Source organism: Stenotrophomonas sp. JAI102, from assembly GCF_013409105.1.
Classification (GTDB): domain Bacteria; phylum Pseudomonadota; class Gammaproteobacteria; order Xanthomonadales; family Xanthomonadaceae; genus Stenotrophomonas; species Stenotrophomonas maltophilia_AA.
Map to the genome: position 1 here is coordinate 303,178 of NZ_JACCCI010000003.1, position 25,862 is coordinate 329,039.

At 67.3% G+C, this 25,862-nt stretch carries 20 protein-coding genes; 8 read left to right on the forward strand and 12 right to left on the reverse strand.

What is annotated here, in order from left to right; translation table 11 throughout:
* Positions 1–87: 87 nt before the first annotated feature.
* Positions 88–984: a phenylalanine 4-monooxygenase gene (phhA, locus tag HDC96_RS14535; RefSeq protein WP_179460712.1), complete on the forward strand. Its 897-nt coding sequence runs from the start codon at positions 88–90 to the stop codon at positions 982–984.
* A 31-nt stretch (positions 985–1,015) separates the two neighbouring features.
* Here phhA and HDC96_RS14540 read toward each other — a convergent pair whose 3' ends face one another.
* From HDC96_RS14540 to HDC96_RS14585, 10 genes are all read right to left on the reverse strand, one after another.
* The gene (locus HDC96_RS14540) at positions 1,016–2,218 is read right to left on the reverse strand and encodes a Fic/DOC family N-terminal domain-containing protein (RefSeq protein ID WP_179460619.1); all 1,203 of its coding nucleotides are present in this window, start codon (positions 2,216–2,218) and stop codon (positions 1,016–1,018) included.
* Positions 2,219–2,348: 130 nt separating this feature from the next.
* On the reverse strand, positions 2,349–3,452 hold the full coding sequence (locus HDC96_RS14545; protein ID WP_179460620.1) for a GDSL-type esterase/lipase family protein: 1,104 nt from the start codon (positions 3,450–3,452) through the stop codon (positions 2,349–2,351).
* A gap of 132 nt (positions 3,453–3,584) precedes the next feature.
* Positions 3,585–4,340: a 2-dehydro-3-deoxy-D-gluconate 5-dehydrogenase KduD gene (gene kduD, locus HDC96_RS14550; protein WP_179460621.1), complete on the reverse strand. Its 756-nt coding sequence runs from the start codon at positions 4,338–4,340 to the stop codon at positions 3,585–3,587.
* A gap of 66 nt (positions 4,341–4,406) precedes the next feature.
* A complete protein-coding gene (kduI, locus tag HDC96_RS14555) occupies positions 4,407–5,255 on the reverse strand; it encodes a 5-dehydro-4-deoxy-D-glucuronate isomerase (protein ID WP_179460622.1) in 849 nt (282 codons plus the stop codon).
* Between the two features lie 217 nt (positions 5,256–5,472).
* The gene (locus HDC96_RS14560) at positions 5,473–6,531 is read right to left on the reverse strand and encodes a LacI family DNA-binding transcriptional regulator (protein WP_121044030.1); all 1,059 of its coding nucleotides are present in this window, start codon (positions 6,529–6,531) and stop codon (positions 5,473–5,475) included.
* Between the two features lie 43 nt (positions 6,532–6,574).
* Positions 6,575–8,155: a family 43 glycosylhydrolase gene (locus tag HDC96_RS14565; RefSeq protein WP_179460623.1), complete on the reverse strand. Its 1,581-nt coding sequence runs from the start codon at positions 8,153–8,155 to the stop codon at positions 6,575–6,577.
* 94 nt (positions 8,156–8,249) lie between these two features.
* Entirely contained in the window at positions 8,250–9,533 is a 1,284-nt protein-coding gene (locus tag HDC96_RS14570; RefSeq protein WP_179460624.1) for a TRAP transporter large permease, read from the reverse strand.
* Positions 9,534–9,536: 3 nt separating this feature from the next.
* Positions 9,537–10,067, reverse strand: coding sequence for a TRAP transporter small permease (locus HDC96_RS14575; RefSeq protein WP_179460625.1), 531 nt, complete (start codon positions 10,065–10,067; stop codon positions 9,537–9,539).
* Between the two features lie 12 nt (positions 10,068–10,079).
* The gene (locus HDC96_RS14580) at positions 10,080–11,084 is read right to left on the reverse strand and encodes a TRAP transporter substrate-binding protein (RefSeq protein WP_179460626.1); all 1,005 of its coding nucleotides are present in this window, start codon (positions 11,082–11,084) and stop codon (positions 10,080–10,082) included.
* 37 nt (positions 11,085–11,121) lie between these two features.
* Positions 11,122–11,943, reverse strand: a complete 822-nt coding sequence (locus tag HDC96_RS14585) for a 2-keto-4-pentenoate hydratase (RefSeq protein WP_179460627.1) — start codon at positions 11,941–11,943, stop codon at positions 11,122–11,124.
* Positions 11,944–12,095: 152 nt separating this feature from the next.
* On the opposite strand from HDC96_RS14585, the gene HDC96_RS14590 reads away from it, so the two are divergent.
* From HDC96_RS14590 to HDC96_RS14610, 5 genes are all read left to right on the forward strand, one after another.
* Positions 12,096–13,088, forward strand: a complete 993-nt coding sequence (locus HDC96_RS14590) for an alpha/beta hydrolase (protein ID WP_179460628.1) — start codon at positions 12,096–12,098, stop codon at positions 13,086–13,088.
* The gene (locus tag HDC96_RS14595; protein ID WP_179460629.1) at positions 13,081–14,703 is read left to right on the forward strand and encodes a carboxylesterase/lipase family protein; all 1,623 of its coding nucleotides are present in this window, start codon (positions 13,081–13,083) and stop codon (positions 14,701–14,703) included. Before HDC96_RS14590 ends, HDC96_RS14595 begins: the two co-directional genes overlap by 8 nt.
* On the forward strand, positions 14,703–15,566 hold the full coding sequence (locus tag HDC96_RS14600; RefSeq protein WP_179460630.1) for a rhamnogalacturonan acetylesterase: 864 nt from the start codon (positions 14,703–14,705) through the stop codon (positions 15,564–15,566). Before HDC96_RS14595 ends, HDC96_RS14600 begins: the two co-directional genes overlap by 1 nt.
* Before the next feature lie 116 nt (positions 15,567–15,682).
* On the forward strand, positions 15,683–16,273 hold the full coding sequence (locus HDC96_RS14605; RefSeq protein WP_179460631.1) for a cysteine dioxygenase family protein: 591 nt from the start codon (positions 15,683–15,685) through the stop codon (positions 16,271–16,273).
* Between the two features lie 69 nt (positions 16,274–16,342).
* Positions 16,343–17,182: a PhzF family phenazine biosynthesis protein gene (locus HDC96_RS14610; protein ID WP_179460632.1), complete on the forward strand. Its 840-nt coding sequence runs from the start codon at positions 16,343–16,345 to the stop codon at positions 17,180–17,182.
* A gap of 27 nt (positions 17,183–17,209) precedes the next feature.
* Here HDC96_RS14610 and HDC96_RS14615 read toward each other — a convergent pair whose 3' ends face one another.
* Together HDC96_RS14615 and HDC96_RS14620 are read right to left on the reverse strand one after the other, a co-directional pair.
* On the reverse strand, positions 17,210–21,028 hold the full coding sequence (locus tag HDC96_RS14615) for a LamG domain-containing protein (protein ID WP_257018765.1): 3,819 nt from the start codon (positions 21,026–21,028) through the stop codon (positions 17,210–17,212).
* A 141-nt stretch (positions 21,029–21,169) separates the two neighbouring features.
* Positions 21,170–23,929: a TonB-dependent receptor gene (locus HDC96_RS14620; protein WP_179460633.1), complete on the reverse strand. Its 2,760-nt coding sequence runs from the start codon at positions 23,927–23,929 to the stop codon at positions 21,170–21,172.
* Between the two features lie 271 nt (positions 23,930–24,200).
* Here HDC96_RS14620 and HDC96_RS14625 point away from each other — a divergent pair, with 271 nt between their 5' ends.
* Together HDC96_RS14625 and eda are read left to right on the forward strand one after the other, a co-directional pair.
* Positions 24,201–25,217, forward strand: a complete 1,017-nt coding sequence (locus HDC96_RS14625) for a sugar kinase (protein ID WP_179460634.1) — start codon at positions 24,201–24,203, stop codon at positions 25,215–25,217.
* A complete protein-coding gene (gene eda / locus HDC96_RS14630; protein WP_179460635.1) occupies positions 25,204–25,842 on the forward strand; it encodes a bifunctional 4-hydroxy-2-oxoglutarate aldolase/2-dehydro-3-deoxy-phosphogluconate aldolase in 639 nt (212 codons plus the stop codon). The genes HDC96_RS14625 and eda overlap by 14 nt, the downstream gene beginning before the upstream one ends.
* Positions 25,843–25,862 lie beyond the last annotated feature (20 nt).

The window sequence follows — 25,862 nt, forward strand, 5'->3', positions numbered from 1 at the left end:
CAGAAGGCCATATCCGCGCAACTTTGCAAACCTCTTGCGCGCGCCCTGCCCTAGCATCGACAGATGACTTCCAAGGAGACCACCACGATGGAAACCGCCACCGCCCCCCGCCGCGTCGAACACCAGCAGACCGACAAGGGATACGTGCCGGTCTATACCACCGCCATCGTGGAACAGCCCTGGGACAGCTACACCGCCGACGACCACGCCACCTGGAGCACGCTGTACCAGCGCCAGCGCGCGCTGCTGGAAGGCCGTGCCAGCAAGGAATTCCTGCACGCGCAGGACGAGATGGGGATGAGCGCGCACATGATCCCGCGCTTCGACCAGCTCAACGAAGTGCTGGGCGCGGCGACCGGCTGGACCCTGGTCGGGGTGGAAGGGCTGCTGCCGGAGCTGGATTTCTTCGACCACCTGGCCAACCGCCGCTTCCCGGTGACGTGGTGGATCCGCCGCCCGGACCAGATCGACTACATCGCCGAGCCGGACATGTTCCATGACCTGTTCGGTCACGTGCCGCTGCTCATGAACCCGGTGTTCGCCGACTACATGGCCGCCTACGGCCGCGGCGGCGTCAAGGCGCATGCGATCGGTCCGGAAGCGCTGCAGCACCTGACCCGCCTGTACTGGTACACGGTGGAATTCGGCCTGATCAACACCGACGAGGGCCTGCGCATCTACGGCGCCGGCATCGTGTCATCGAAGGGCGAATCGCTGTACTCGCTGGAGTCGGCGGCGCCGAACCGGATCGGCTTCGATCTGGAGCGGATCATGCGCACCCGCTACCGCATCGACACCTTCCAGAAAACCTACTTCGTCATCGACAGCTTCGAGCAGTTGATGGAGGCGACCGCGCCGGACTTCACCCCGATCTACGCCGGGCTGGAGGCCAGGGACCATCTGCCGGCCGGTGAGGTGCAGGACGGTGACCGCGTGTTCCAGAAGGGCACGGGCGAAGGCTGGGAAGACGGCGGCGATGTCTGATCGGTAGAGCCGACCATTGGTCGGCTGCTTTTCAGCGCGGACGTTGCTGGGGCGGCAGCGGTAGCTGATTGAGGCGATTGAGGACTGCCTGTGCGTAGTAGGTCCGTCCCCATTTCCGCTCGTTGCCTGTCGCCAGAATGCCCTCTTTCTCCAGCGCATAGATGCCGGTGAGCGCCGAGCGGTTGGATACCCCCAGCAGCGATGCAACCTGCGCGGCGGTTACCACCGGGTGGCCGACGAGCAGCGCGGGGAGTCGGCGCGCGACGGCGTCTGCACGATAGCCACTCACCTGTTCGGACCAGTCGGCCACGAGCTGCTGCATGTCCTCGGCGATGGCGATGGCATCGTTCGCCGACTCCACCACGGCCTTTGACACCATGTCCATCCACGGCGCCCAGTTGCCCTTGACCTGCACCTGGTTGAGTGCATCGTAGTAGGCATCCTTGCTGCGCAACAACGCACCGGAGAGGTACACCGGTGGGTATCCCTCGGCCGCAAGAATGAGCGGCATCAGCAGCCGCCCAATGCGCCCGTTACCGTCTTTGTAGGGATGGATCGTTTCGAACTGGGCGTGCGCGATGGCGATCTGCGCAAGGATGTTCAGCTCGAACTGTTCATCCTCCGCCGGCTGGTACCGCAGCATCTGCCCTTCCAGTTCCTGCATCGCATTGCCGATCCCGGCCGGCGGCGAAGGAACGAAGCGGGCATCTTCAGCACGTCCGCCCAACGGACCAATCACCGCCTGCGCCTGGCGATACCTGCCCTTCGGGAAATCGTCGTGCATGTCCTGCATCAGCACGGCGTGCAGATGGTTCACCAGCCCAAGATTGATGGCGGACCTGCCTCCTTCCCGGACCGCCTCCAGGCCGTCCTGCAGCGCCTGCACATAGCGCTCGGTGACAACAACGTCGGGCGGCAGGCCGTCCAGGCCCAGCGTCGCCTCATACACCAGCAGTTCGTCCAGATCGGTGCGGGTGCCTTCAATCTGGGAGCTCTGCACGGCTTCGCGCCGCGCCAGCGTGCGCGTCACCAGATCGGGGGACGACCACTGCCGCATCGCCTGATCCAGCCGCGCCAGCGCCGCGTTGGCGCTGATCAACAGCTCTCGGCTCCCCGAATGGCGTGGCGGCAGCCTGCGCGGTGTAGGCGGGGCGGTCATGGCCAGCAGATGCGGCCGGCCTTCGACCGGCACCAGGTACTGCCGCAAGTGAACCGCGATGTCTTCCCGACGCATGGGGAGCCTCCTGAACGCCTAAGCTTCAAAAGCACTGTACGCTTTTGAAGTTTAGATATCTATCCTTCAAACCTTGGAAGCGCTTTTGAAGGTTGAGGGACTCCAGGGCTGGGTTCCGTCCGGCTGCCTCCTAACGCGGATACGCCAACAGCAGCACCAGATCCTGCTCCCCCACCTGCTGCAGCGCATGTGAGCTGCCCACCCGCGTCAGCAGCGCATCTCCGGCCGCCACGTCGTACTGCTTCCCATCCAGTACGTAGCTGCCCTGCCCGCTGACGATGTAGTAGATCTCGTCCTTGTGCTGCGGGTGCAGGCCGATGCCGGCGCCTCTATGCAGCACGCGCTTGCGAAGAACGAACGGGATGTCCGTGTCCTCGGCGAAGAACGGATACGCCGTGGTCGGTCCCGCCCCACCATGCGGACCCGGCTGACTCACGGCGATATCGCGCTCGTGCACCACACGCGAGGGCTTCGCGGCATCGCCGCCCTGCCCTGCACTGCGTACCTCGCAGTCGATGTCGCGCTTCAGCGCAGGCTTCATCGCCGGCTGCAACGCCACCCAGTCGCGCATCACCAGGCACGCCACCGCCGTCGCACCGGCCACGCTGAAGTGCGTGCCATCGGCCTTGTTCTGCTCGGGCACGAACAGGAAGTACGGCTTGGCGCCCTGTTCGCCCAGCCCGCGGATCCAGCGCGTGGAACTGTCGTTGAGATCGATCAGCGCGACCTGCTCGCGGGTCGCCAGCTGCTTCACCGCCTGGGTGTACACGCCATGCGTATCCAGCAGCGACCCGAAGTCGTACAGCAACCGCGCCACCGGGGTGATCAGCACCGGCGTGGCGCCCGTGTCGCGGGCCAGCTGCACGTAGCGCATCAGGAACTGCGGGTAGGCAACGGCAGGATCGGTATAGCGGCTGGGATCTTCGAACTTGGCATCGTTGTGGCCGAACTGGATCAGCAGCACGTCACCCCGCTGGAGTTCGGCGGCGATCGCGTCCAGGCGTTTCTCATCGATGAAGCTGCGGGTGCTGCGGCCGCCCTTGGCGTGGTTGCGGACCTCCCACACAGCGGGATCGAGATAGCTCTGCAGGGCCTGGCCCCAGCCGGCCTGTGGCGCGCGCTCCGGGCCGTACTCGGCGGCGGTGGAATCCCCGGCAATGAAGATGCGGTGCGGGGCGCACAGCGCGTTGGGGGCCGCAAGCAGCAGCGACAGGGACAGCAGCAAACGCAGCATGGTGATGCTCCTGGGTGGAGAGCTGCCGGCCAGCGGCCGGCACTACCGGGCAGATGGGGGGTCTGAACGACAGATGGGCACCCAAGGGCGCCCATCGTCTGCCCGCAGGGGCGCATCGTTCGTTGGTGTCGGTTACCGGGCGAGCCAACCACCGTCGACCGGCAGCACCGCGCCGTTGACGTAGTCCGAGGCGCTGGAGGCCAGGAACACGGCCGTGCCGCCGAGGTCTTCCGGGGTGCCCCAGCGTGCGGCCGGGATGCGGTCGAGGATGGACTTGTTGCGGTCCTCATCGGCGCGCAGCGCGGCGGTGTTGTCGGTGGCCATGTAGCCCGGGGCGATCGCGTTGACGTTGATGCCCTTGCTCGCCCACTCGTTGGCCAGCAGGCGGGTGATGCCGGCGATGCCGCTCTTGCTGGCGGTGTACGACGGCACGCGGATACCGCCCTGGAAGGACAGCATCGAGGCGATGTTGATGATCTTGCCGCGGCCCTGGGCGATGAAATGCCTGCCGGCGGCCTGCGAGATGAAGAACGCGGACTTGATGTTGACGTTCATCACGTCGTCCCAGTCCTGCTCGCTGAACTCCACCGCGTCCGCGCGGCGGATCAGACCGGCGTTGTTGACCAGGATGTCCAGGCCGCCCAGGCCTTCGATGGTTTCGCGGATGACGCGCTCGACCGGCTCGATGCTGATCAGGTTCGCTTCGATCGCCAGGCAGCGGCGGCCCAGCGCGGTGATGGCCGCGATGGTCTCGGTGGGCGGCTGGATGCCGGCCACGGCGACGTCGGCACCGGCCTGCGCCAATGCGACCGCGATGCCCTGGCCCAGGCCGGTGTTGCCACCGGTGACGAGGGCGACCTTACCTTCCAGACTGAACGGATTAGCCATTGCGTATGTAGTCCTTGTCCAATGCGTAACAGACGCCGCCGGCGCGATGCCGGCGGCGCGTCGGGGTCATTTGAGCTGGCAGATGTCCAGCACGTGCATGTCGGTGTAATCCAGGTTCTCGCCGCCCATCGCCCAGATGAAGGCGTAGTTGCTGGTGCCGGCGCCCATGTGGATGGACCACGGCGGCGACACGACGGCTTCGTTGTTCTGGATGACGATGTGGCGCTGCGCGTCCGGCTCGCCCATGAAGTGGTACACGCGGTCGTTCTGGCCCAGGTCGAAGTAGAAATAGACTTCGCTGCGGCGGTCGTGCAGGTGCGGCGGCATGGTGTTCCAGACGCTGCCCGGCTTGAGCACGGTCAGGCCCAGCAGCAGCTGCGAGGACTGGCAGGTGGCCGGCACGATGTACTGGTAGATGGTGCGCTCGTTGCTGGTTTCCAGCGCGCCACGGTCCAGGGCCACGGCGTCCTTGATCGACAGCGCCTTGGTCTCGAAGCGCGCGTGCGCCGGGGTCGAGGCCAGGTAGAACTGCGCCGGGGTGGCGGCGTCATCGGACGCGAACACAACGTCTTCGCTGCCCATGGCCACGTACAGACCATCCTTCGGCCCGAGCTTGAACACGGTGCCATCGACAGTGACGGTGCCGCTGCCGGCGCCGACGTTGATCACGCCCAGCTCGCGGCGCTCCAGGAACGCATGGCCGGCGGCCGAGGCCGGTTCGGTCTGCCTGGGCAGCGAGACCGGGCCGTTGACCGGGGCCGCACCGCCGAGCACGAAGCGCTCGTAGTGGGTGTACTTCAGGGTCACCGCATCGGCGTTGAACAGACCATCGAGCAGATACAGATCGCGCAGGTCGTCATTGCTGGCGCCCTTGATGGCGTCGGGATGGGTGGCGTAATGGGTCTTGCAGTACATGGCGTCTCCAGAGCAGGGGTGGGGCGATGCGTCGGCCCCGGCACGATTTCAGGTGATTGTAGCCAGTTGGTAAACCGGTGTCATTTTGCAGCGCACGATAGGCCGGGTGGCCCGGCGTGGTGTCCCTGTCAGAAAAGCCGTGCGATCGGCAACCGATTGCACGGGCGCGTGGCGACGCGTTCATCATGAACGCGCGTCGTTGCCATCGCGGCGCGCGTCAATCCTCGGGCGGCTGGCAGGAATCGCGCACGATCAGGTGCGGGCGCACGCTGGCGTGCTGCATCACGGCCTGGCCATCGGGCTGGATCAGCATCGCGGCGGCGGTGCGGCCGGTGTCGCGGGTATGCCGGCGCACCGAGGTCAGCGACGGCCACAGGCGCGAGGCCAGCGGGCTGTCGTCGTAGCCGATGATCGAGAGCTGGCGCGGGATGTTGATGCCGGCGCGCAGCGCGACCTTGTAGATACCGGCGGCCATTTCATCGTTGCCGGTGAAGATGGCGGTCGGGCGCTGCTTGCCCAGCAGCAGCTTCTCGGCCGCGGCCACACCGGATTCGAAGGTGTAACCGGCCTCGACGATGCGTGCCGGCGGCAGCTCGATGCCGCGCTTGGCGAGCGCATCGATGAAGCCGGCCGTACGCTCGTGCGCCGAGCGGTACGCGCTCGGGCCGGTCACCAGGGCGATATCGCGGTGGCCCAGCGAGAGCAGGTAATCGGCTGCCTCGGCGGCACCGTCGCGGTCGTGGGTGACCACCATCTGCGAGGTGTCGTCCAGCGGCAGCGAGGCGATCCGGGTGAAGCGGCAGCCGATTTCATCGAGCATGTCGACCAGTGCCTGGTCTTCGGACGCACGCGGCACCAGGATCACACCGTGCAGCTTCTGCTGCTGCACGAAGCGGCGCACGCCGTCGATGTAGCCGGGGCTGCGCGAATCGCAGGGATGCACGACCAGCTCGAAACTGGAGCCGCGCAGCGCGTCCAGCGCACCGTACTGCATGTCCACGATGTACTGCGCGGTCGGGTTGTCGTACACCATCCCGATCAGGAACGAGCGCCGGAACGCCAGCCCGCGGGCCAGCGGGTCCGGCGTGTAGCCGACCTCGCGCATCAGTGCTTCGACCTTCTCGCGCGTGTCCTTACGCACCAGCGGCGAGTTGTTGATGATGCGCGAGACGGTCTTCTTGGATACCCCGGACAGACGCGCGATGTCGTTGATCGTGGCGGCCTTGCCTTTGGTCAATCCGTGCGGCGACGGATCGGTTTTGCTGCGCAATGACATGTCGTTCAAACCGGGGATGAGTCAGGGGATTCTAGCGGGGAGCTCAATCGAGGGCGCGGTAGCGGAAATTCCGGAACTGGACCTTGCCGTCACCGGCAGCATAGAGCGCCGGCTTCAGGGCCAGGAACTTGCCCGCCACATTGTGATGGTAGCCGGAGACTTCCATCTGAACCGGGTACTTCTGCCAGGTTCTGCCATCGGTGCTGGAGTGGAAGGTGACGATATGGCGGTTGTTGGTGACCCGCAGCCACAGCTTGCCGCCGGTGGCGCTGGGGGCCAGCCGGGTGGGGCGCTCCTCCCCGTAGCGGTGCATGATGAACTTCTCGCCGTTGCTGCCCACGCCCACGTACAGGCGGTCGCTGTAGTAGAGCAGGGCACCGCCCACCGCGCCCGGGGCGATCTCCATCTCGACCTCGAACTGGTAGGCCTTGTCGCCGGCGATGGCGGTCAGCGGCGAGCTGTCGCGCGGGGTTTCGCCCTTGCCCTGCAGCTCCATGCCCTTGCCGGTGAAGGCCAGGCGCTTGTACTCGTCCTGCGCCGGGTTGAAGAACGACCACTGTGCGCCGAGGGTCTTGCCGCGGAAGTCATCGGACAACGCCATGCCGTGCTGGCCCACCGAGGTACCCGACGGCTTGGCGAGCGGCTGGCCGAGGTCGCCGCCCTTGGCCACGAACCAGCCATCGGCGGTCCATTCGATCGGCTCAAGCAGCGCCTGGCGGCCCAGCGTCCAGTACCCGTTCTCGTAGCCGTGGTACATCATCCACCAGCGCCCGTCGGTGCCTTCGATCACCGTGGCATGGCCGCGCGACCACCACGGCTCGGCGGCCGACCGGGTGCGCATGATCGGGTTGTTCGGCGCATTCACCCACGGGCCGTGGATCGAGCGCGAGCGCGCGGTGATCACCATGTGCCCGGTCGGCGGGCCGGCGGTGCCACCCACGGCGGTGGTCATGTAGTACCAGCCATCGCGGAAGTTGATCTTCGGGCCTTCCTGCGCATAGGCCTCCACATCCCAGCTTTCCGGGTATTTCCAGCCGTCGTAGACGTGCCTGGGCGTGCCGACCACGCTCAGGCCGTCATCGGCCAGCTGCACGTAGTCGCCGCCACTGAGAAACAGATAACGCTTGCCGTCTTCACCCACCGCGTGGCCCGGGTCGATATAGCCGCCCAGGCCGATGTCGATCGGCTCGCTCCACGGGCCCTTGATGCTGTCGGCCCAGACCACGAAGTTGCTGCGGGTCTCGCCGGTACGGGCGGGGAAATAGATGTAGTAGCGGCTGCCGTGCTTGACGATGTCCGGGGCCCAGATCGCACCGACATTCCTGGTGATGGCATGGCCCAGCGGCTGCCAGTTGACCAGGTCGCGCGAGTGCCATATCGGCAGGCCGGGGTAGGCATCGAACGAGGACAGGGTGAGGTAGTAGTCCTCGCCATCCTTGAGCACCGAAGGGTCCGGGCGATCACCGGCGAACACCGGATTGAGGAAGGTGCCGTTGCCGAGATCGGCCTGGCGCTGGTTCTCGATCCCGCGCTTCCAGGCGGGGGCGGGCTCGGCGGCGTGGCCGGCGCCGGCCAGCAGCAGGCAGGCGGTGACGAAGCTCGCCAGGGTCTTCCTAAAACGCATCGTGTTGCTCCCGTTACGCATCGTGGTCCTGCGCCTTGGCGGCGTCCTCAATTATCCGCTGTGGGTCCTGGCTGACTGCCCAGCCGCCACACGCTTACGCGCGCAGCAGGGCGGGCAGCCACAGCGACATTTCCGGGAAGAAGGTGACGATCAACAGCACGCCCAGCGCGGCGAACCAGAACGGCCAGATCGAGCGCATGCTCTCACCGACGCTGATCTTGCCGATCGCGGTACCGATGAACAGCACCGAGCCCACCGGCGGCGTCACCAGGCCCAGGCCACCGCTCAGCACCAGCACCAGGCCGAAGTGGATCGGATCGATGCCGTAGGCCTTGGCCACCGGCAGGAAGATCGGCGTGCAGATCAGGATCATCGGCGCCAGGTCCATGAAGGTGCCCAGCAGCAACAGCATCACCACGATCATCAGCAGCACCATGAACTGGCTGTGCGCGAACGACTGCAGGAAGTTGACCGCGGCCGACGGCACTTCCAGATACGCCAGCAGCCAGCCGAACACGGCCGCGGTGGCGATCACGAACAGGATCACGCCGGTGCTGCGCGCGGCATGGGTGACCGTGCCGAGGAACTCGCGCCAGTCGAGCTGGCGGTACAGCACGGTGGTCACCAGCAGCGCGTAGACCACGGCGATCGCCGCACTCTCCACCGCGGTGAAGATGCCCGCGCGGATACCGATGAAGATCAGCGCGACCAGGCCGAGGCCGGGCAGGGCCGAGACCAGCCGCAGCAGCACCGCGCGCCAGCCCGGGAAGATTTCCACGCCGTAGCCGCGGCGACGGGCCACGACATACCCGGTGACCATCAGGGTGACGGTCATCAGCAGCGCCGGCGCGATACCGGCCGCGAACAGATCGGCGATCGACAGCCCACCACCGGCCGCGGCCGAGAACAGGATCAGGTTGTGCGACGGCGGCACCAGCAGCGCGACCAGCGCGGCGGTGATGCTGACGTTGACCGCGAAGTCACGGTCGTAACCGCGCTTGACCATCTGCGGGATCATCGTGCCGCCGACCGCCGAGACGTCGGCGATGGCCGAACCGGACACACCGCCGAAGAACAGCGAGGACAGGATCGAGACCTGGCCCAGGCCACCGCGCATGCGCCCGACCAGCGAGGACGCGAGCGAGATCAGGCGTTCGGAGATGCCGCCGCGCATCATGATTTCACCGGCGAAGATGAACAGTGGAATGGCGATCAGCGAGGCCGAACCGGTGCCGGCGGAAATCTGCTGGACCAGCACCAGCGTCGGCAGATCCAGGTACCACAGGGTGGCCAGGGCAGCAGCGGCGAGCGCGAACGCGACCGGCACGCCGAGCAGCAACAGCACCGCGAACACGGTGAAAAGAATCGTAATACCCATGACTCAGCGATCTCCCTCGGCAACGGCATCGGCCGGCCGTACAGCCAGCACCATCTGGTTCACGGCGAAGATCGCCATCAAGGCGCCACCGATCGACAGGGGCAGGTAGTTGATGCTCTGCGGCAGGTGGGCGCCGGCGGCCTTGATGTCCAGGCCGTCCATGAGCAGCACGGCTGCCCACCAGGCGATGACCACGCCCAGCACGGCCACCACCAGCGCGGCGAATAGATCGACCGCGCGGCGCAGGCCCGGGCCCATGTGCGCGGCCAGCAGGAAGAAGCCGAAATGGCGGCGGGTATGCACGCCGGTGGCCGCGCCCAGGCTCATCGCGGTGGCGAGCAGCAGCAGCGTGACCGGCTCGGTCCAGCTGGGCGAATCATTGATCACGTAGCGGGCGAACACCTGCCAGCCCTGCACCACCACCAGGCCCAGCAGGGCGATCACGGCGATGTAGATCGCCACATCGGCGATGAGATTGAGCAGGCGCTGCGGCGCGCTGGGGGTGATGATGGTGTCGGAAGTCGCGTCGGACATCGCGTCGGGGCCTCAGGCGAAGTCGCGGATGCGACGGGTGAGGGCGGCCAGCTCCGGCTGCTGCAGGTAACGCTGCAGCAGGGGATCGGCGGCCTTGCGGAAGGCCGGCATGTCGACCTCGTTGAAGGTGATGCCGAAGTCGGCGACGGCCTGGCGCGCGGTGCTTTCCGAAGCATCCCACTGCTCACGCATCACCTGCACCGATTCGCGCGCGGTCTCGATCACCAGGGTGCGATCGGCCGGGCTCAGCGCATCGAAGCTCTGCCGCGACATCAGCAGCACGTCCGGTGCGTAGGAGTGATCGCTCTGCGACCAGTAGTGCGCGGCCTCGAAATGACGGCTGGAATGGAAGCTGCGCATGTTGTTTTCCGCACCGTCGATCATGTGCGTTTCCATGCCCGAGAAGGTATCGCCCAGCGACATCGGGGTCGGGTTGGCACCGAGCAGGCGCATCAGCTGGATGAAGATGTCCGAAGACGCCACCCGCAGCTTGAGGCCGTGCAGGTCCTTGGGCTCCACGATCGGGTGCTTGGTGTTGTAGAAGCAGCGCGCGCCGGAATCGTAGATCGCCAGACCAAGCAGATCGCGGCTCTCAAAGCCCTGCAGGACCGTATCGGCGACGCCGCCATCGAGTGCGCGGCGCATGTGCGCCACCGACTCGAACACGTACGGCAGGCACAGGCCCTGGGTCAGCGGAAACGCGTTGTTGAGCGCGCCGGAGTAGACGCGGGTGATGTCGATGACGCCGAAGCGGGCCATGTCGATGGCCTCGGACTCACGGCCCAGTTGGCCGGAGTGGTACTGGCGCAGCCGCAGCCGGCCGCCGGTTTTTTCTTCCAGCGTGTGCCCGATCCATTTCACCGCGGTGACGGTGGGGTAATCGGCGACGTGGACGTCGGTGGCGGTCAACAGCTGCGCACCGGCAGGTGCGGCGTTGGACGACCGCGAACAGGCCGTCAGCGCAGGCGCGGCAAGCGCGCCCAGACTGGTAGCCAGGATACTTCTGCGAGTGAACATCTGCGCCCTCCCAAGCGTGCTCGCCATGTCCGCGCGGTCAACCGGCGGCGATGGCCTTGCAGGTAATGTCGCCGTAACCGACGAAACGGATCAATGCTTCCTGGCCCACGGCGATGTCATGGATGCCGGTGGCGTTGCCACTGGCGATCAGATCACCCACCTTCAGCGGTCGACCACGCTGCGCCGAACGGGCCAACGCGAACGCGTAGGCAGTGCGCAGGCCGCCGGGCAGCAGGGTGGCGCCACCGGTACCGACCACCTGTCCTTCGATGCGGGTCTCCGCGCGCAGGTCGGCGTCGTCCAGGCGGGTCCAGTCCGCGATTTCGGTGCCCAGCACCAGGCCGTTGTTGTTGCCGAAATCCGACACCACCACGCGCGGGCCCAGCTTGTTGATCGTCGCCAGCGGGCTGCTCGCGACCTCGACGCCGATGAAGAGCCTGGCAGGCAGTGCCTCGGCTTCTTCCGGCGTCCAGTGCAGCTTGTCCGCCGGAGCGTCTTGCTGCAGCTGGATCACATACTCGGCTTCGACCGCGCCGAAGCCACCGACAAACACCGGAATCTCGACTGTTCCACCGGTAGCATTCCAGAGCTGGCGCGCGAAGATCGGGCCCAGCAGGCGGTCATCGCCGGACCCGTCGCGGCGTTCGGCAGCGATGTAGCCAACCTTCCAGCCGACCACCTGGTCGTCCCACAGCGCGATGGCCTGGTCCTGTACCTGATAGGCGGTGACGAGGTCTTCCGGGATGGTTCCCGGGAAGTCCGGCAGGGATTGGCCGTGTTGGCGGGCGCTGACGAAGTGCCGGGCGATCTCGCCCAACCCCTGGTCGGGCAGGTCCTGTTTGCCGTGGTCGTTGCTCAAGCGGGTCTCCCGGAAAAATTGTTGCACTGCCAATCGACAGCGGTTGGATGAGCTGTATATGGTAAACCGGTGTCATTGGCAATGTGCAGCGCATCAGAAGCGCTGCCGGTCAGGCACGATGCCTGTTTCCTCTACCGGAAGGACGTCCGCGGATGCGCCGTTGCCTTGTGTTGCCTTTCTTGATCCTCCTGCTGCTGGTCAGCGGCGTGGCGCCTGCGGCCGAGCGCGCCGTCCCGGAGACCGAACCCGCCGCCGGCGCACCGGACCGCATTGCACTGTGGCCGGAGGGCCAGGTGCCGGGCGAGTCCGGCCCGGCCACGGTCCCCCATGTGATCGAGCGCAGCGCCGATCCCGCACTGCCGGACCGCTACATCGACAACGTCAGTGCGCCTTACCTGGTCGTGTACCGGCCGGCACGCCCGAATGGCAGCGCCCTGCTGGTGGTGCCCGGTGGCGGCTATCAGCGCATCGTGCTGGACAAGGAAGGCACCGCCCTGGTGCCGGCCTTCGTGGAGCAGGGCGGCGTGACCCTGTTCGTGCTGCGTTACCGGCTGCCCGCCGGCCGCAGCGATCGGCAGGCCGCACTGGCCGACGCGCAACGCGCGATGCGGGTGATCCGCGCCGATGCCGCCCGCTGGCAGATCGATCCGGCGCGTATCGGGGTCATGGGCTTCTCGGCCGGCGGACACGTCGCCGCGCGGCTGAGCAACGGCTTCGATGCCCCGGTCTATCCCCAGCGCGATGCCATCGATGCACTCAGCGCACGCCCGGATGTCGCCCTGCTGATCTACCCGGTGATCGACATGGGCACGCATGCGCATACCGGCTCGCGTACCCGCCTGCTCGGGCCGCATGCGGATGTGGCGCTGCAGCAGCAGTTTTCGATGCAGGAGCAGGTCCGCACCGATACGCCGCCGACCTTCCTGGTGCATGCGCAGGACGACAACGTGGTCCCGGTGCACAACAGCCTGCTCTACTCCCAGGCGCTGCTGCGCGCCGGCGTCTCCACCGAAATGCACCTGTTCCCGTCCGGCGGCCACGGCTTCGGCGTGCGCATCCCGGCCGGTCTGACCGTTGCGCAGTGGCCTGAGCTGGCCCTGCGCTGGATTCCCTCGCGCCACACGGAGCCTGCGCGCCATGACTGATTCCCCCGTCGATCTGCAGCGGCGTCGCTTCCTGCGTGACAGCGCGCGCTATGCCGTGATGCTGGGTGCGACCAGCCTGCCACTGCTGCCCGCCTTCGCCGGCGTGCCCGGGCCGCGCCACGATGCCGCGCCGCTGGCGCGCGTGCGCAGTGGTCGCGTGCGCGGACAGCTGGAGCAGGGCATCCACGTGTTCCGCGGCATTCCCTACGGCGCCGATACCGCCCCCCGGCGCTTCCAGCCGGCCGTGCAGGAATCGGCATGGCCGGGCGTGCGTGATGCGCTGGCGTACGGCCATGCCGCGCCGCAAGGCGGCAGCGAAGGGCCGGGCAGCGAAGACTGCCTCTACCTCAATGTGTGGACCCCGGCGCTGCGCGATGGCGGCAAGCGCCCGATCGTGTTCTACATCCACGGCGGTGCCTACAACAACGGCTCGGGCAGCGACCCGCTGTACGACGGCAGCGCGTTGTGCCGGCGCGGCGACGTGGTCGTGGTCACGGTCAACCATCGCCTCAACGTGTTCGGCTATCTGTACCTGGCGCAGCTGGGCGATGCGCGGCTCGCCGATTCCGGCAACATCGGCCAGCTCGATCTGGTGCAGGCGCTGCAGTGGGTGCGCCAGCATGCACACGAGTTCGGCGGCGATGCGGGCAACATCACCGTGGTCGGCCAATCCGGCGGCGGCGCGAAGATCGCCACGCTGATGGCCATGCCCGCCGCCCGCGGCCTGTTCCAGCGCGCGTGGACCATGAGCGGGCAGCAGGTCACCGCTGCCGGCCCGCGTGCGGCGACCCAGCGCGCGCAGATCGCGATGCAGGCGGTCGGCGCGGCCGACGCCGAGGCGCTGCGCACGATGCCGATGGAAGCGCTGCTGGCCGCCACCCGTGCGCGCGACCCGTCGCGCGTGGAGAACACCAGTCTCTACGTCGGGCCGGTGCTCGACGGGCGATCGCTGCCGGTGCATCCGTTCTGGCCGGAGGCGCCCGCGCAGTCCGCCGGGATTCCGATGGTGATCGGCAACACCCACGATGAAACCCGCGCCTTCCTCGGCAACGACCCGGCCAACTTCGCCCTCACCTGGGAGACGCTGCCGGCCAAGCTGGAGAAGGAACAGTACGTGGACCTGCTGCCGTCGGTGGTGATCGCCGAGTACCGCCGCCTGTATCCGCAGTACACGCCGTCGGAGGTGTTCTTCGCGGCCACCACCGCGGGCCGCTCCTGGCGAGGCGCCGTGGAGGAGCTGGAGGCGCGTGCGCGCCAGGGCGCACCGACCTGGGCCTATCAACTCGATTGGGGCTCGCCGCTGGACGGCGGCAGGTTCGGTGCCTTCCACACGCTGGATATCCCGCTGGTGTTCGACAACACCGACCGCCCCGGTTCGCGCACCGGTGACGGTGAAGAGGCCACGCGCACGGCGGCCACGATGAGTGAGGCGTTGATCGCCTTTGCCCGCCATGGCGATCCGAATCATGGCGCACTGCCACGCTGGCAGACCTATTCGCTCGCCCGCCGCGAAACGATGGTGTTCGATGCCACTTCGCAGCAGGCCGACGACCCGCGCGGTGGCGAGCGCCGCCTCTATCAGCAGGCCCCCTTCATTCAACGAGGCACGTTCTGATGCGGTGTACGTCCTGGCTGCTGGGCAGCGCGCTGGTCGGCCTGATCAGTGCGGCGCAGGCCGCGGTCGACCCGGCGGTACTGGATCGACCCGCACCGACGCCGATCCAGGCCAGCAAGATCGTGCTGGTCGGCGATTCCACCACCGCCGTGCAGGGCGGCTGGGGTCCTGCGTTCTGCGCGCGGCACGTGACCTCGTTCCTGACCTGCACCAACCTGGCCCGCGGCGGCCGCAGCACCCACAACTACCGTGCCGAAGGCTCGTGGACGCTGGCCGAGGCGGAGATGCGCACGCCCGGCTATGCCACCACCTGGGTGCTGGTCCAGTTCGGCCACAACGACCAGCCCGGCAAGCCGGGCCGCTCCACTGACCTGCAGCGCGAGTTCCCGGACAATCTGCGCCGCTACGTGCGCGAGATCCGTGCCGCCGGTGCGCAACCGGTCCTGCTGACCCCGTTGACCCGCCGCCAGTTCGCCGATGGCGTGCTGATCGATGACCTGGCGCCGTGGGCCGAGGCGGTGCGGACGGTGGCGCGCGAGATGGAGGTGCCGCTGGTCGATCTGCACGCGCGCAGCCGCGCGGTGGTGCAGGCGCTGGGGCCGGTCGCCGCCATGCCGCTGGCACAGGCGGCCGCCACACCGGCGCAGGTCAGCGCGGCGCTGGGCGGTACCACCGTGGGTGCGGCGCCCGTGGCGGGCGCACCCGTCGCGCAGAACAACGCGGTCACCGAGCCGATGGGGCAGGCCAAGGTCGCCTTCGATTACACCCACCTCGGCCCCGACGGCGCGGCGCTGTTCGCCACGCTGGTGACCGAGGAACTGGCCCGGCAGGTCCCGTCGTTGCGGCCGCTGCTCATCCCCTGATCGATAGGCAAACGCGAAGAGTTCTTTCGAATGGATTGCTACGTCGGCGATTGTGGGTCGATTGGATGTGATTCAGGTCAAACACGCTGTTCACCAGAATCGCCTAGACTCGAGGCATGCAAGACCAATGCAACCCGTTTCCGCCGTTCCATGGTCGTGATCGATTGATCGCTGCGGTCGACCATGCCGTCCAGCACGAGCACGCGCACCAGATCGCCGCCACGCTGCGGGCGGCATTGCGCGAGGCGATCGCCGACAGCCGCATCCAGCTGCCGGCCTGCGTGCACCACCCGATCGAGGATCACTACGCCCGCCGCGAGCTGTACCGCAGCCCGGTGCACGGCTACAGCATCGTCGCCATGAGCTGGGGACCGGGCCAGAGCACGCCGCTGCACGACCACAGCGGGTTGTGGTGCGTGGAGGGGGTCTGGCTGGGCCAGCTGGAGATCACCCAGTACCAGCTGATGGAGCGCGACGGCGAGCGCTTCCGTTTCCGCCCGGAGCCGCCCGTGCTGGGCGACTGTGGCAGTGCCGGCAGCCTGATCCCGCCGCACGAGTACCACACCATCCGCAATACCAGCGATGACGAACTGGCGATCTCGGTGCACGTCTACCAGGGCGAGATGACCCGCAGCACGATCTTCGAACCCGAGGCCGACGGCTGGTACCAGCGCCGCGTGCAGGTGATGGAGACCGACGCGGCCTAGCACGCCGCTCGACCGGGCGGCGGCGTGGCGCGCATCATGCGCGTTCCACCCGTTTCCCGATGTTCCGCCATGCCCACGCTGCCGTTCCAACAGGTCAATGTCTTCAGCCAGGATCCACTGCGCGGCAATCCGCTGGCCGTGGTGCTGGAGGCCGAGGGCATCGACGACACGCGGATGGCGGCGTTCGCCCGCTGGACCAACCTGAGCGAAACCACCTTCCTGCTGCCACCGACCGATCCACGGGCGGACTACCGCGTGCGCATCTTCACCACGCTGGAAGAGCTGCCGTTCGCCGGGCATCCCACCCTGGGCAGCTGCCATGCCTGGCTGGCGCAGGGCGGCGTGCCGAAGGGCGAGGACATCGTGCAGGAATGCGGTATCGGCCTGGTACGCATCCGACGCAGCGACGCGGGTCTGGCGTTCCTGGCGCCGCCGCTGCTGCGGGGCGAGGCGTTGACGCCGGACCTGCGCGAGCGCGTCCGGTGCGGCCTGGGTGTGGCGGCGGAGGACGTCGTGGATGCACGCTGGGCGGACAACGGCACCGGCTGGCTGGCACTGCGCCTGCGCGATCGTGCGGCGGTGCTGGCGGTCCAGCCGGACTATGCGCAGCTGGAAGGCCTGAAGGTCGGTGTGTTCGGGCCGTGGCAGCCCCGCGATGGCAATGAGGCCCAGTACGAGAGCCGCGCCTTCATCGCGGGCGACGCCGCGCCGGAGGATCCAGCCACGGGCAGCCTCAATGCGGGGATCGCACGCTGGCTGCTGGCCACCGGCGAAGCGCCGGACCGCTATGTGATCAGCCAGGGCACCGCGATCGGCCGCGCCGGGCGGTTGCGGGTGGAGCGCGTGGGCGATGCGCTGTGGATCGGCGGCGAGTGCGTGACCTGCATCGAGGGGCAGGTCACGCTGTGAGCCAAGGCCGCCGTGCCTGGCAGGGCGCTACCGGTCCAGCGTCACCACGTTGTTGCGCTGGGTCACCTCGGCTGCGCCGTCGGCCTGCATGACACGCACGCGCAGGCCACTGCGGTTACCGGCCGGCAACGGCAGGCGCACGGTGGCGGTCTTCGGCACCAGATCGCTCGGCGCGGCCAGGCCCGGAATCTCCGTCCGCGCCAGCTCACGGCCCTTCGCATCTTCCAGCACTGCCACGCCCACACCGGTGGCGACGTGACCCAGGCTGTGCACGGTCACCTGCACCTGACGCCCGTCCATGCGCACATCGCCCCGCCCGATGCCGAGGTCGGCACGCTGTTCGACCGGTGTCCCGGCCTGCACCAGCGCGAACTCGAACACCTGGCTCTGGCCCGGCACGAACCGCAGCGTGGTCGAGGCACTGCGTTCCAGGGTGAGATCACGCGTGGTGGCCTTGCCGTCGATGGTGTCATCGCCGTCGCGGTCCACGCCGCTGGTCATCCGCCATTGGCCGGCGGTGACATTCCAGGTGCTCATCTCCGCGTCCACCGCGTGCTTGCCCAGGTTGTAGGCGATCACCTTGAAGCGGTCCGGCGAGGGCGCATGCACCAGCAGCGCGACCTGCTCGGCCGCGTCCGGCTGGGCGAAGCGCCAGCTCACGGTGTGGCCCGGCCAGCTCTGGTTGCGTTTCAGCGCGATGCCGCCCAGCCGCGCACGCTGCAGGAATTCGCTGGGCGCTTCGACACGGTCGGACCACCAGTGGCCTTCGGTGTTCATGTACTCGCGCTGCGCCTTGGCCTGGATGCCGTCGGCGTGCAGCGCTTCGAGGTATTTCTTGTCCCCGGTCGCCTGCCATGCCATCAGGCTGGCGAAACCGGTGCTGCCAGCGTCGGCATCACGGATGAAACGCGGGTTCCACTCGGCACCGCGGCCGAGCGCCTCGACATAGTTCTCGCCCAGGTTGGACAGCGCCCCCGGGCCACCGCGCTCGACGCGGTAATCCAATGCCTTGAGGTACTTGTCATCGCCGGTCCAGCGCCATGCCGCCCAGAAGGTATGCATGATGTCGCCGCTGCCCGAGCCGTTGTTGAGCTCACCGCCGCGGGTCTTGCCGGTCGCCCAGTTGATCTCGTTGGGCAGCGCCCAGCGGCCCTTGTCGTCGGTATAGGCATGGGCGAGGTAGCCATCGGCCAGCCCGGTGACCAGCTTGCGGCCGGTCGGATCGGCGTTGTACTGGCCGATCAGGAACGCCGGGTGCAGCACCGGGAACGAGTACGGCTTCTGCCACTGCCAGTTCGGTTCGCGGTAGACCTTGTTGCCGCCGAACCAGTTGCTGGAGAACAGCAGATGCCCCTGCGGGTTGGGCAGGATGATGCGTTCGTCGAAGGCCTTCACCGTTTCCATCAGGCGCTCGACGGTGAGCGGATCGCCCCAGTTGAGGTAGAGCATCGCGCTGTTGGTGTTGATGCCCTCCTCGTAGGAATGCAGCTCATCGGTTTCGATGGTGCTCAGGCCGTTGCTGAACATGCCATTGCGGTAGACCGCATCGGACAGCGCGGTCAGCGAAGCATTGAGCTTGTCCGGCTGCACGCCCATCAGGGCCAGGCCCGGCCACTGCTGGGTCAGGTCGGAGTCGTCGGAGATGCCGCCACCGAAGTCGCCATAGGCGATCTGGCGGTTGTCGATCCACCAGTCGATGAAGCGGCGCACGTACTTGAGGTCTTCGGTCTGCGCGAACGCCCACTGCGGCACGCCCTTGGGGGCCTGCGGCTGGGTGAATGGCGGTTTGCCCTGGCTGTTGTAGCTGATGTAGTTCCAGTACAGCCGGCCGAGCTCGTGGTCCGGGTCGACCCGCAGCAGGTCGCTGAGATCGGCGTACACGCGCGCGTACAGGCGCTGGCGCTTGGACGTGGTGTGCTCTTCGACCAGGAAGCCCCAGTTGTCGCGGACCTGGTTGAAGCGATCGGCCAGATGCTCCTTCTTCGCCTCCTCGCGGTCCTTGTAGACCATGCGGATCTCGGCACCGTCCAGCGCGGTAGCGTTGAAGCCGGGGGCGGCCGAGGCGATGGATATCCACAAGCTGTCGGCGGTCAGGATGCGGTCGCGCAGGTCCAGCCACAGGGTGCGCTTCTGGCCCGGCGTGACCGAGACCGACACGTCGATCATGTCGCGCGCCGGCCAGATCGGATCCTTGATGCGGATGTTGAGCGGGATCAGGCCGTCCTGCGTGGCCGGCAGATCGAGCGCGGGCAGATCGAGCGCGACGCCATCCAGGCCGTCATGCATGTTCTCCCAGCTGTGCGCCCAGCTGCGGATCAGCGGCTGCGCGGCCGGCGCGTCGCTCACGCCGGAGGGAATCAGCACGTGCACGATCGGCAGCGGCTGCGCGGGCAGCGTATCGGCCGTCCGCTTGCGTGAGCCTGCGCCCTTGGGCAGCGCCATCACCGTACTGCGCTCGGCCGCCGGGTAGCGACCGTCGATGTACGCGCGCAGTGCCGCGATGTTGGTGTAGTCCGGCAGCGCCTGGCTGTCGATCAGGTAGCGCTGCTTGACCGTGCCCTCCGGCTCGGCGGCATCGCTGACCTGGTAGGCCCAGATTTCCTGGATGGGGGTTTCCTGCGCGGTGTTGCGGAAGTGCAGCACGCCGCCTTCCTGCGCGGGAATCGGGTTGACGCTGCGGACGAGGCCCTGCGGACGCTCGAACAGCGCCTGCGCCGGCTGGCCATCCACGCTGTGGCTGAGCCCGCCGAAGGCGGCGCCGCGCACTTCGATGCGGTTGACGGTCTCACCGGCCGGCAGGGTCAGGTCGAGCTGCTGGCCGCCGTCGACATAGGTGTTCCAGTCCGGCAGCTGGAAGTAATCATTGCGCCCCGGCAGGCGCGAGCGGTTGTAGACCCCCGGCCAGGTCGTTTCGGCGATGCCGTCGGTGGCCTTCCACATCCACTGCTTGTGGTCCTTGGTATCGGCGAACTCGATCTTGCGGATCGTGGTGGTCGGTGCGCTCAACGCAGGCGGCGGGGCGGCGTCCCAGCCATGGCGATGGCGCCAGGCGCGCATCGGGTCCGGCCCGGCCACGGCAGTGGTGGGGGCGGCATTGCGGGCCAGTGCGGCCATGCCGGCCGGATCGAGCAGGCGGTCGTAGACGCGGATCTCGTCGAAATCGCTGCCGCGCAGGAAGTTGTAGCGGCTCTGCACCTGGTAGGGCGCCATCACGCGCGCGGCCAGGCCGAGCTGGTCGAGCGCGGCGTCGTAGTCGGCGGTGGTCTCCTGACGGGCGACTTCCCTGCCGTCCACGTACAGCCGCACGCCATGGTTCTCGTCCCAGCCGAAGGCGATGTGCTGCCACTGCTGCGGCGAGGGGTTCTGGTCGAGCTTGAACGACACGCGCGTGCGCGCCAGGTTGGCATCGGTGACGAAGGCATCAAAGCCGTGGCCGTTCCAGTCGATGCGCAGCCAGGCCATGTCCCAGCTGCTGTGGTCGGCATAGCCGACCCGGAAGATCACGAACGGCGCTTCACCCACCGCATAGCGCGAGCGCCAGAAAAAACCGAGCGTGCCGCGCTGGGCCTGGATGTTGCCCGGCGCGTTCCACGACAGCACGCCGTCGTCTTCCCACTGGATCGCCGATCCGTGTGCGCCATCGGCGATGCGTTTCACCTTGTCCTGGAAGTTCGGGACAGCATCGCCGTGGGCGGTGTCGGCGCTGAAGCCGGTATCGGCCGACACATGGAACAGCAGCTGCGGCGCCTCCTGTGCCCAGGCACCGGCGCTGCCTGCCAGCAGCAACAACAGCAGGCTGGTCGAAAGGCAGGTGCGACGGGGCAAACGGACAGCGTGAAACGGCATGGCAGGTTCCTTTCGACAACTCATCGGTACGGCAGTGACCTGCACGCAACGCACGCTAGCAAAGCGGCGGTTCCCCAACATCTTGCGACGCAGCAGCCGGCGGCGTGATCGCGCACGCCGCCGGTGGGTACTGCCGTTGAATCAGAACTTGTAGCGCACGCCGAGCAGGAACTGGCGGCCGGTTTCGGTGTACTGCAGCGGCAGCTGACCGGTGGCCGGCGAGTAGACCCACTCGTCGGAGGCTTCGTTGGTCAGGTTGATGCCTTCCAGGCTCAGCTCGAGCTGGTCGCTGATCGTGTAGCGGATCGACGCATCCAGGACCGTGGTGCCGGTCATGCCGTGGTAGCCGTCGAGGTTGAAGCCGGTTTCCTGCCCCGGAACCTGGGTCAGATAGTCATCGCGGTTGGTCGCCGAGATGCGGCCGGAGAAGACCTTCCCTTCGTAGAACAGGGTGGCGTTCCAGGACGACTTCGACAGCCCCAGCAGATCGTTCTTCATCACCGGCTGACCCGCCGAGTTGATGTACTGGATCTTCGACTCCACCCAGGTGTAGTTCAGCTGCACACCCAGGTTGGACCACTTGCCGGGCAGGAAGGTGAAGGGCTGGGTGTAGTTCGCTTCCGCACCGTACAGTTCACCGCCGGGTGTATTGACCGGGCGGGTGAAAGTGAAGTCATCGGTCGGCGAGGCGCCGGTGCCGATCAGCAGTTCGGCCGGCAGGCCGCTGTCGGTGTAGGGGCGATTTTCGCGCAGGGTCTGCACCGAGGTCTCGATGTCCTTGTAGAACAGGCCCAGACCGGCCATCGCACCTTCGCTGAAGTACCACTCAAACCCGAGGTCAACGTTGGTGGCACGGGTCGGGTCGAGGTTCGGGTTGCCGCTTGAGATGGTACGTGCACCGCCGGCCACGGCCACCGTTGCGCCTGGCGTCAGGCTGCCCAGGCCCGGACGCGTCATCACCTTGGCTGCGCCCAGGCGGATCAGGAAGTCCGGAGAGACCTCGGCCACCAGGTTGAACGAAGGCAGGGTGTCGTCGTAGGTACGGTTGGAGGTGGTGGAGGTAGTGCCACTGGCCAGCGTCGACAGCCCGGTGGAGCTCTGCTTGGTCTGCACGTAGCGCACGCCGAAGTTGCCCGACAGCGGCAGCGCGCCGATCTCGGTGGAGAACTCGCCCATCAGATAGGCACCACGGTCCTTTTCTTCGACGCTGCGCACGTTGTTGGCGCGCGGGGCGACGGCGAAGGTGCCGCTGTTGCTGTAGATGTCGAACTGGTCGGCGATGGCATTCAGGTCCGGCACCACCCAGTTGGACGGGCTGCCGTTGATGCCCTTCAGGCCGGCCTGCTCGGTCATGTCCACCGGCACGACCCGGGTGCCACCCGGGAAGGTCGGCACGGCGAGCTCACTGCCGCGGCGCAGTTCGGTGGTCTTGAAGGTGTAGTCCTTGGCGAGCACGCCACCCTTCAGGCGGAAACCCGGGCTGATGTTCCAGTTGAAGTCGATCTGGCCGGTATCGAAGTCGTTGTCCACATACTGCGGACGCAGGCGGATTTCGGCCAGTTCCCAGCCGGCGGGATTGGTCGGATCGATGCCGTAGTTCAGCGTCGGGAACCGGCTGTTGCCCCGGTAGTCGTAGCTGTAGTTGTCGACGTCGTACTTGTCCATGATGATCGTGGTCTGCACCGGGTTCTCGTGCTTGGAGCGCGAGATGCCGACCTTGCCGGAGAGCGTGAAGTCATCACTGAAGCGATGCTGGCCGTTCAGGCTGATCTGCTTGAATTCGGTGCTCCACTCGTCGTGGCGGTTTTCCGAACGGATATCGACGTTGTCGAACTCGCCGTAGACCAGCGCGTTGTTCTCGATCACGCCATTCTTGACGATCATCGCCGGCTTGCCGACCAGGCGAGGCGTGGTACTGGTGCCACGGCTGAAGGAGATCGCTTCGATGTAGTGCTCGTCGCGGGTGGCATCGATCTTGGAGTACAGCGTATCCAGCGAAACCTCGGTGGCGTCGCTTGGCTTCCACTGCAGGGTACCGGTCACGCCCAGGCGCTTCTGCTCATGCTCCATCTGCACATAGCGCGGGAAGCGCGGGTGGTAGACGCCGGCCGAGCGGGCGGCGGCGAAGGGCGAGGCCGCGTTGAAGTTGCCGTTGCTCGGGCCGTTGGCCCAGCGACCGGTGTTGGAGCCTTCTTCCAGCGCCTGGCGCTCGGAGTAGGCCACCGACAGCAACGCACCGAAGGTGCCGTCGGCAAAGGTGTTGGAGATCAGCGCGGCCATGCGCGGGTCGGCCTTTTCGGCCATCGCGTTGTAGCCGGCCTGGCCGCTGGCGGCGAAGGTGAAGCCGTCATAGTCGAACGGGCGCGCGGTGCGCAGGTCGACCGTGGCACCCAGCGAGCCTTCCTCGACGTCCGCCGAGGCGGTCTTGCGCACCACCAGCTGTGAGAACAGGTCCGAGGCGAACACGTTGAAATCGAAGCCGCGGCCGCGGTTGGTGCCGCCGCTCTGGTCGCCGGCACCGACGGTGGTCAGCGCTTCCATGCCGTTGATGCGCACGCGGGTGAAATCCGGGCCCAGGCCGCGCACCGAGATGTTGCGGCCTTCGCCGGCTTCGCGGGTGATGACCACGCCGGGAATGCGCTGCAGCGACTCGGCCAGGTTCAGATCCGGGAACTTGCCGATATCCTCGGCGACGATGGCGTCGACCACGCCGGCTTCGCCACGCTTGATGTCCAGCGCCTTCTCGACACTGGCGCGGTAACCGGTGACGGTGACGGTGTCCAGATCGGTGGGGTTGGTGGTGCCCGCATCCTGGGCCAGCGCGGGACCACTCAGCGCCAGGCCGATCGACAATGCGAGGATGGTAACCGGTGTCTTTTTCTGCGTGTTCTGGACTTGCATGTTTTCCCTCTCCCAAGGTGCTACATGAAACAGCTATCCAACGACATGTCAGTGCAATGACACCGCTGGTCAGGACGGACGTTAACAGCCCGTTACTGATCCGGCATCTTGCACCGCAGCAGACTTTCAATGTCCCGCAGACGCTTGCAGGACAGTGGTTCCGACATTCGGGACAGGTGGACGGGGCGGCGTCCACCGCTAGAATGACACCGCTAGCCATTGCTGCTGGACGTCCTTGCGGCGACCGCGGCCCTCACAAGGATCCAGGACCATGAGTCGTGTTGTCTGTTTCGGAGAGTTGTTGCTGCGCATGAGCGCCCCCGGCCGTGAGCTGCTGCTGCAGCACCCGCAGTTGATGGTCCACGCCGGTGGCGCGGAAGCCAACGTCGGTGTCTCGCTGGCCCACCTCGGGCATGCGGTATCGGCGGTCAGCACGGTGCCGGCCAACCCGCTGGGCGAGTACGCACTGGGCGAACTGCGCCGGCATGGCGTGGACACCACGGCGGTGCGCCGCGCCGACGGCCGCATGGGGCTCTATTTCCTGACCACCGGTGCGGTCCAGCGCGCAAGCGAAGTGGTCTACGACCGCGCCGACTCGGCCTTCGCCAACAGCAGCGCCGCCGACTACGACTGGGACACGCTGCTGGCCGGCGCCGACTGGCTGCACCTGTCCGGGGTCAGCCCGGCGCTCAACCCGGCCATGGCCCAGGCCACGCTGGCGGCGGCGCGTGCCGCCTGCGCGCGGGGCGTGAAGGTGTCGTTCGACGGCAACTTCCGGCCGTCGCTGTGGGCGCGCTGGCAGGGCGATGCGCCCGGCATCCTGCGCGAGCTGTTCGCCTGTGCCGATCTGCTGTTCGCCGATTACCGCGATATCGGCGTGGTACTCGGCGGTGACTTCGAGCAGGCCGACGTGCGTGAGCGTGTCGATGCGGCCGCCGTGCAGGCCTTCGCCGCGTTCCCGCGTCTGCAGTGGATGGCCTGCACCCAGCGCACCCCGCACAGCGTGGACAACCATGCACTCGGGGCGATGCTGGTCGGCCGCGATGGCACCCGCGCCGTAGCGCCGACGCGCGAGATGGTCGGCATCGTGGACCGCATCGGGGGAGGCGATGCCTTCGCCGCCGGCATCCTGCATGGCATGATGCGCGGCTTCGCGCCGGACATGATCGTGCGCTTCGGCCTGGCCGCAGGCTGCCTGAAGCACTCGATCCCCGGCGACTTCAACCCTGTCAGCGAGGCTGACATCATGGCCCTCACGGGCGAGGAGCGATTCGATGTCCGGCGCTGATCCGCGCGTACGCGCAGTCCTGAAACTGGCCCCGGTGATTCCGGTGTTTACCCCGGAAAACGTCGAGGACGCCGTCGAGGTCGCGCGTGCACTGTTCAACGGCGGCCTGCCGGTGATCGAAGTGACACTGCGCACGCCGATGGCGATGGACGCGATCCAGGCGATGGTCGAGGCGGTGCCCGATGCCGTGGTCGGCGCCGGCACCGTGCTGACCGCCGCGCAGATGGAGAAGGTCAAGCAGGTGGGCGGGCGCTTTGCGGTGTCGCCCGGTGCGACCCCGCGGTTGTACGCGGCCGCGCGCGATACCGATCTGCCGTTCCTGCCGGGCGTGGCGACCTCCTCGGAGCTGATGCTCGGCCTGGAGCACGGCCTGGATACATTCAAGTTCTTCCCGGCGGTGCAGGCCGGCGGCGTGGCCATGCTGTCGGCCTGGAACGGCCCGTTCGGCGATGTGCGGTTCTGCCCGACCGGCGGCATCAGCGCGCAGACCGCGCGCGATTTCCTGCACCTGCCCAACGTGCTGTGCGTGGGCGGTTCCTGGCTGACGACGCGGGCGCTGCTGCAGGCCAGGGACTGGGCCGGCATCGAGCAGCTCGCGCGCGATTCGGCCGCGCTGGTCGGCTGAGTCCGCATCGCCTGCCGCCC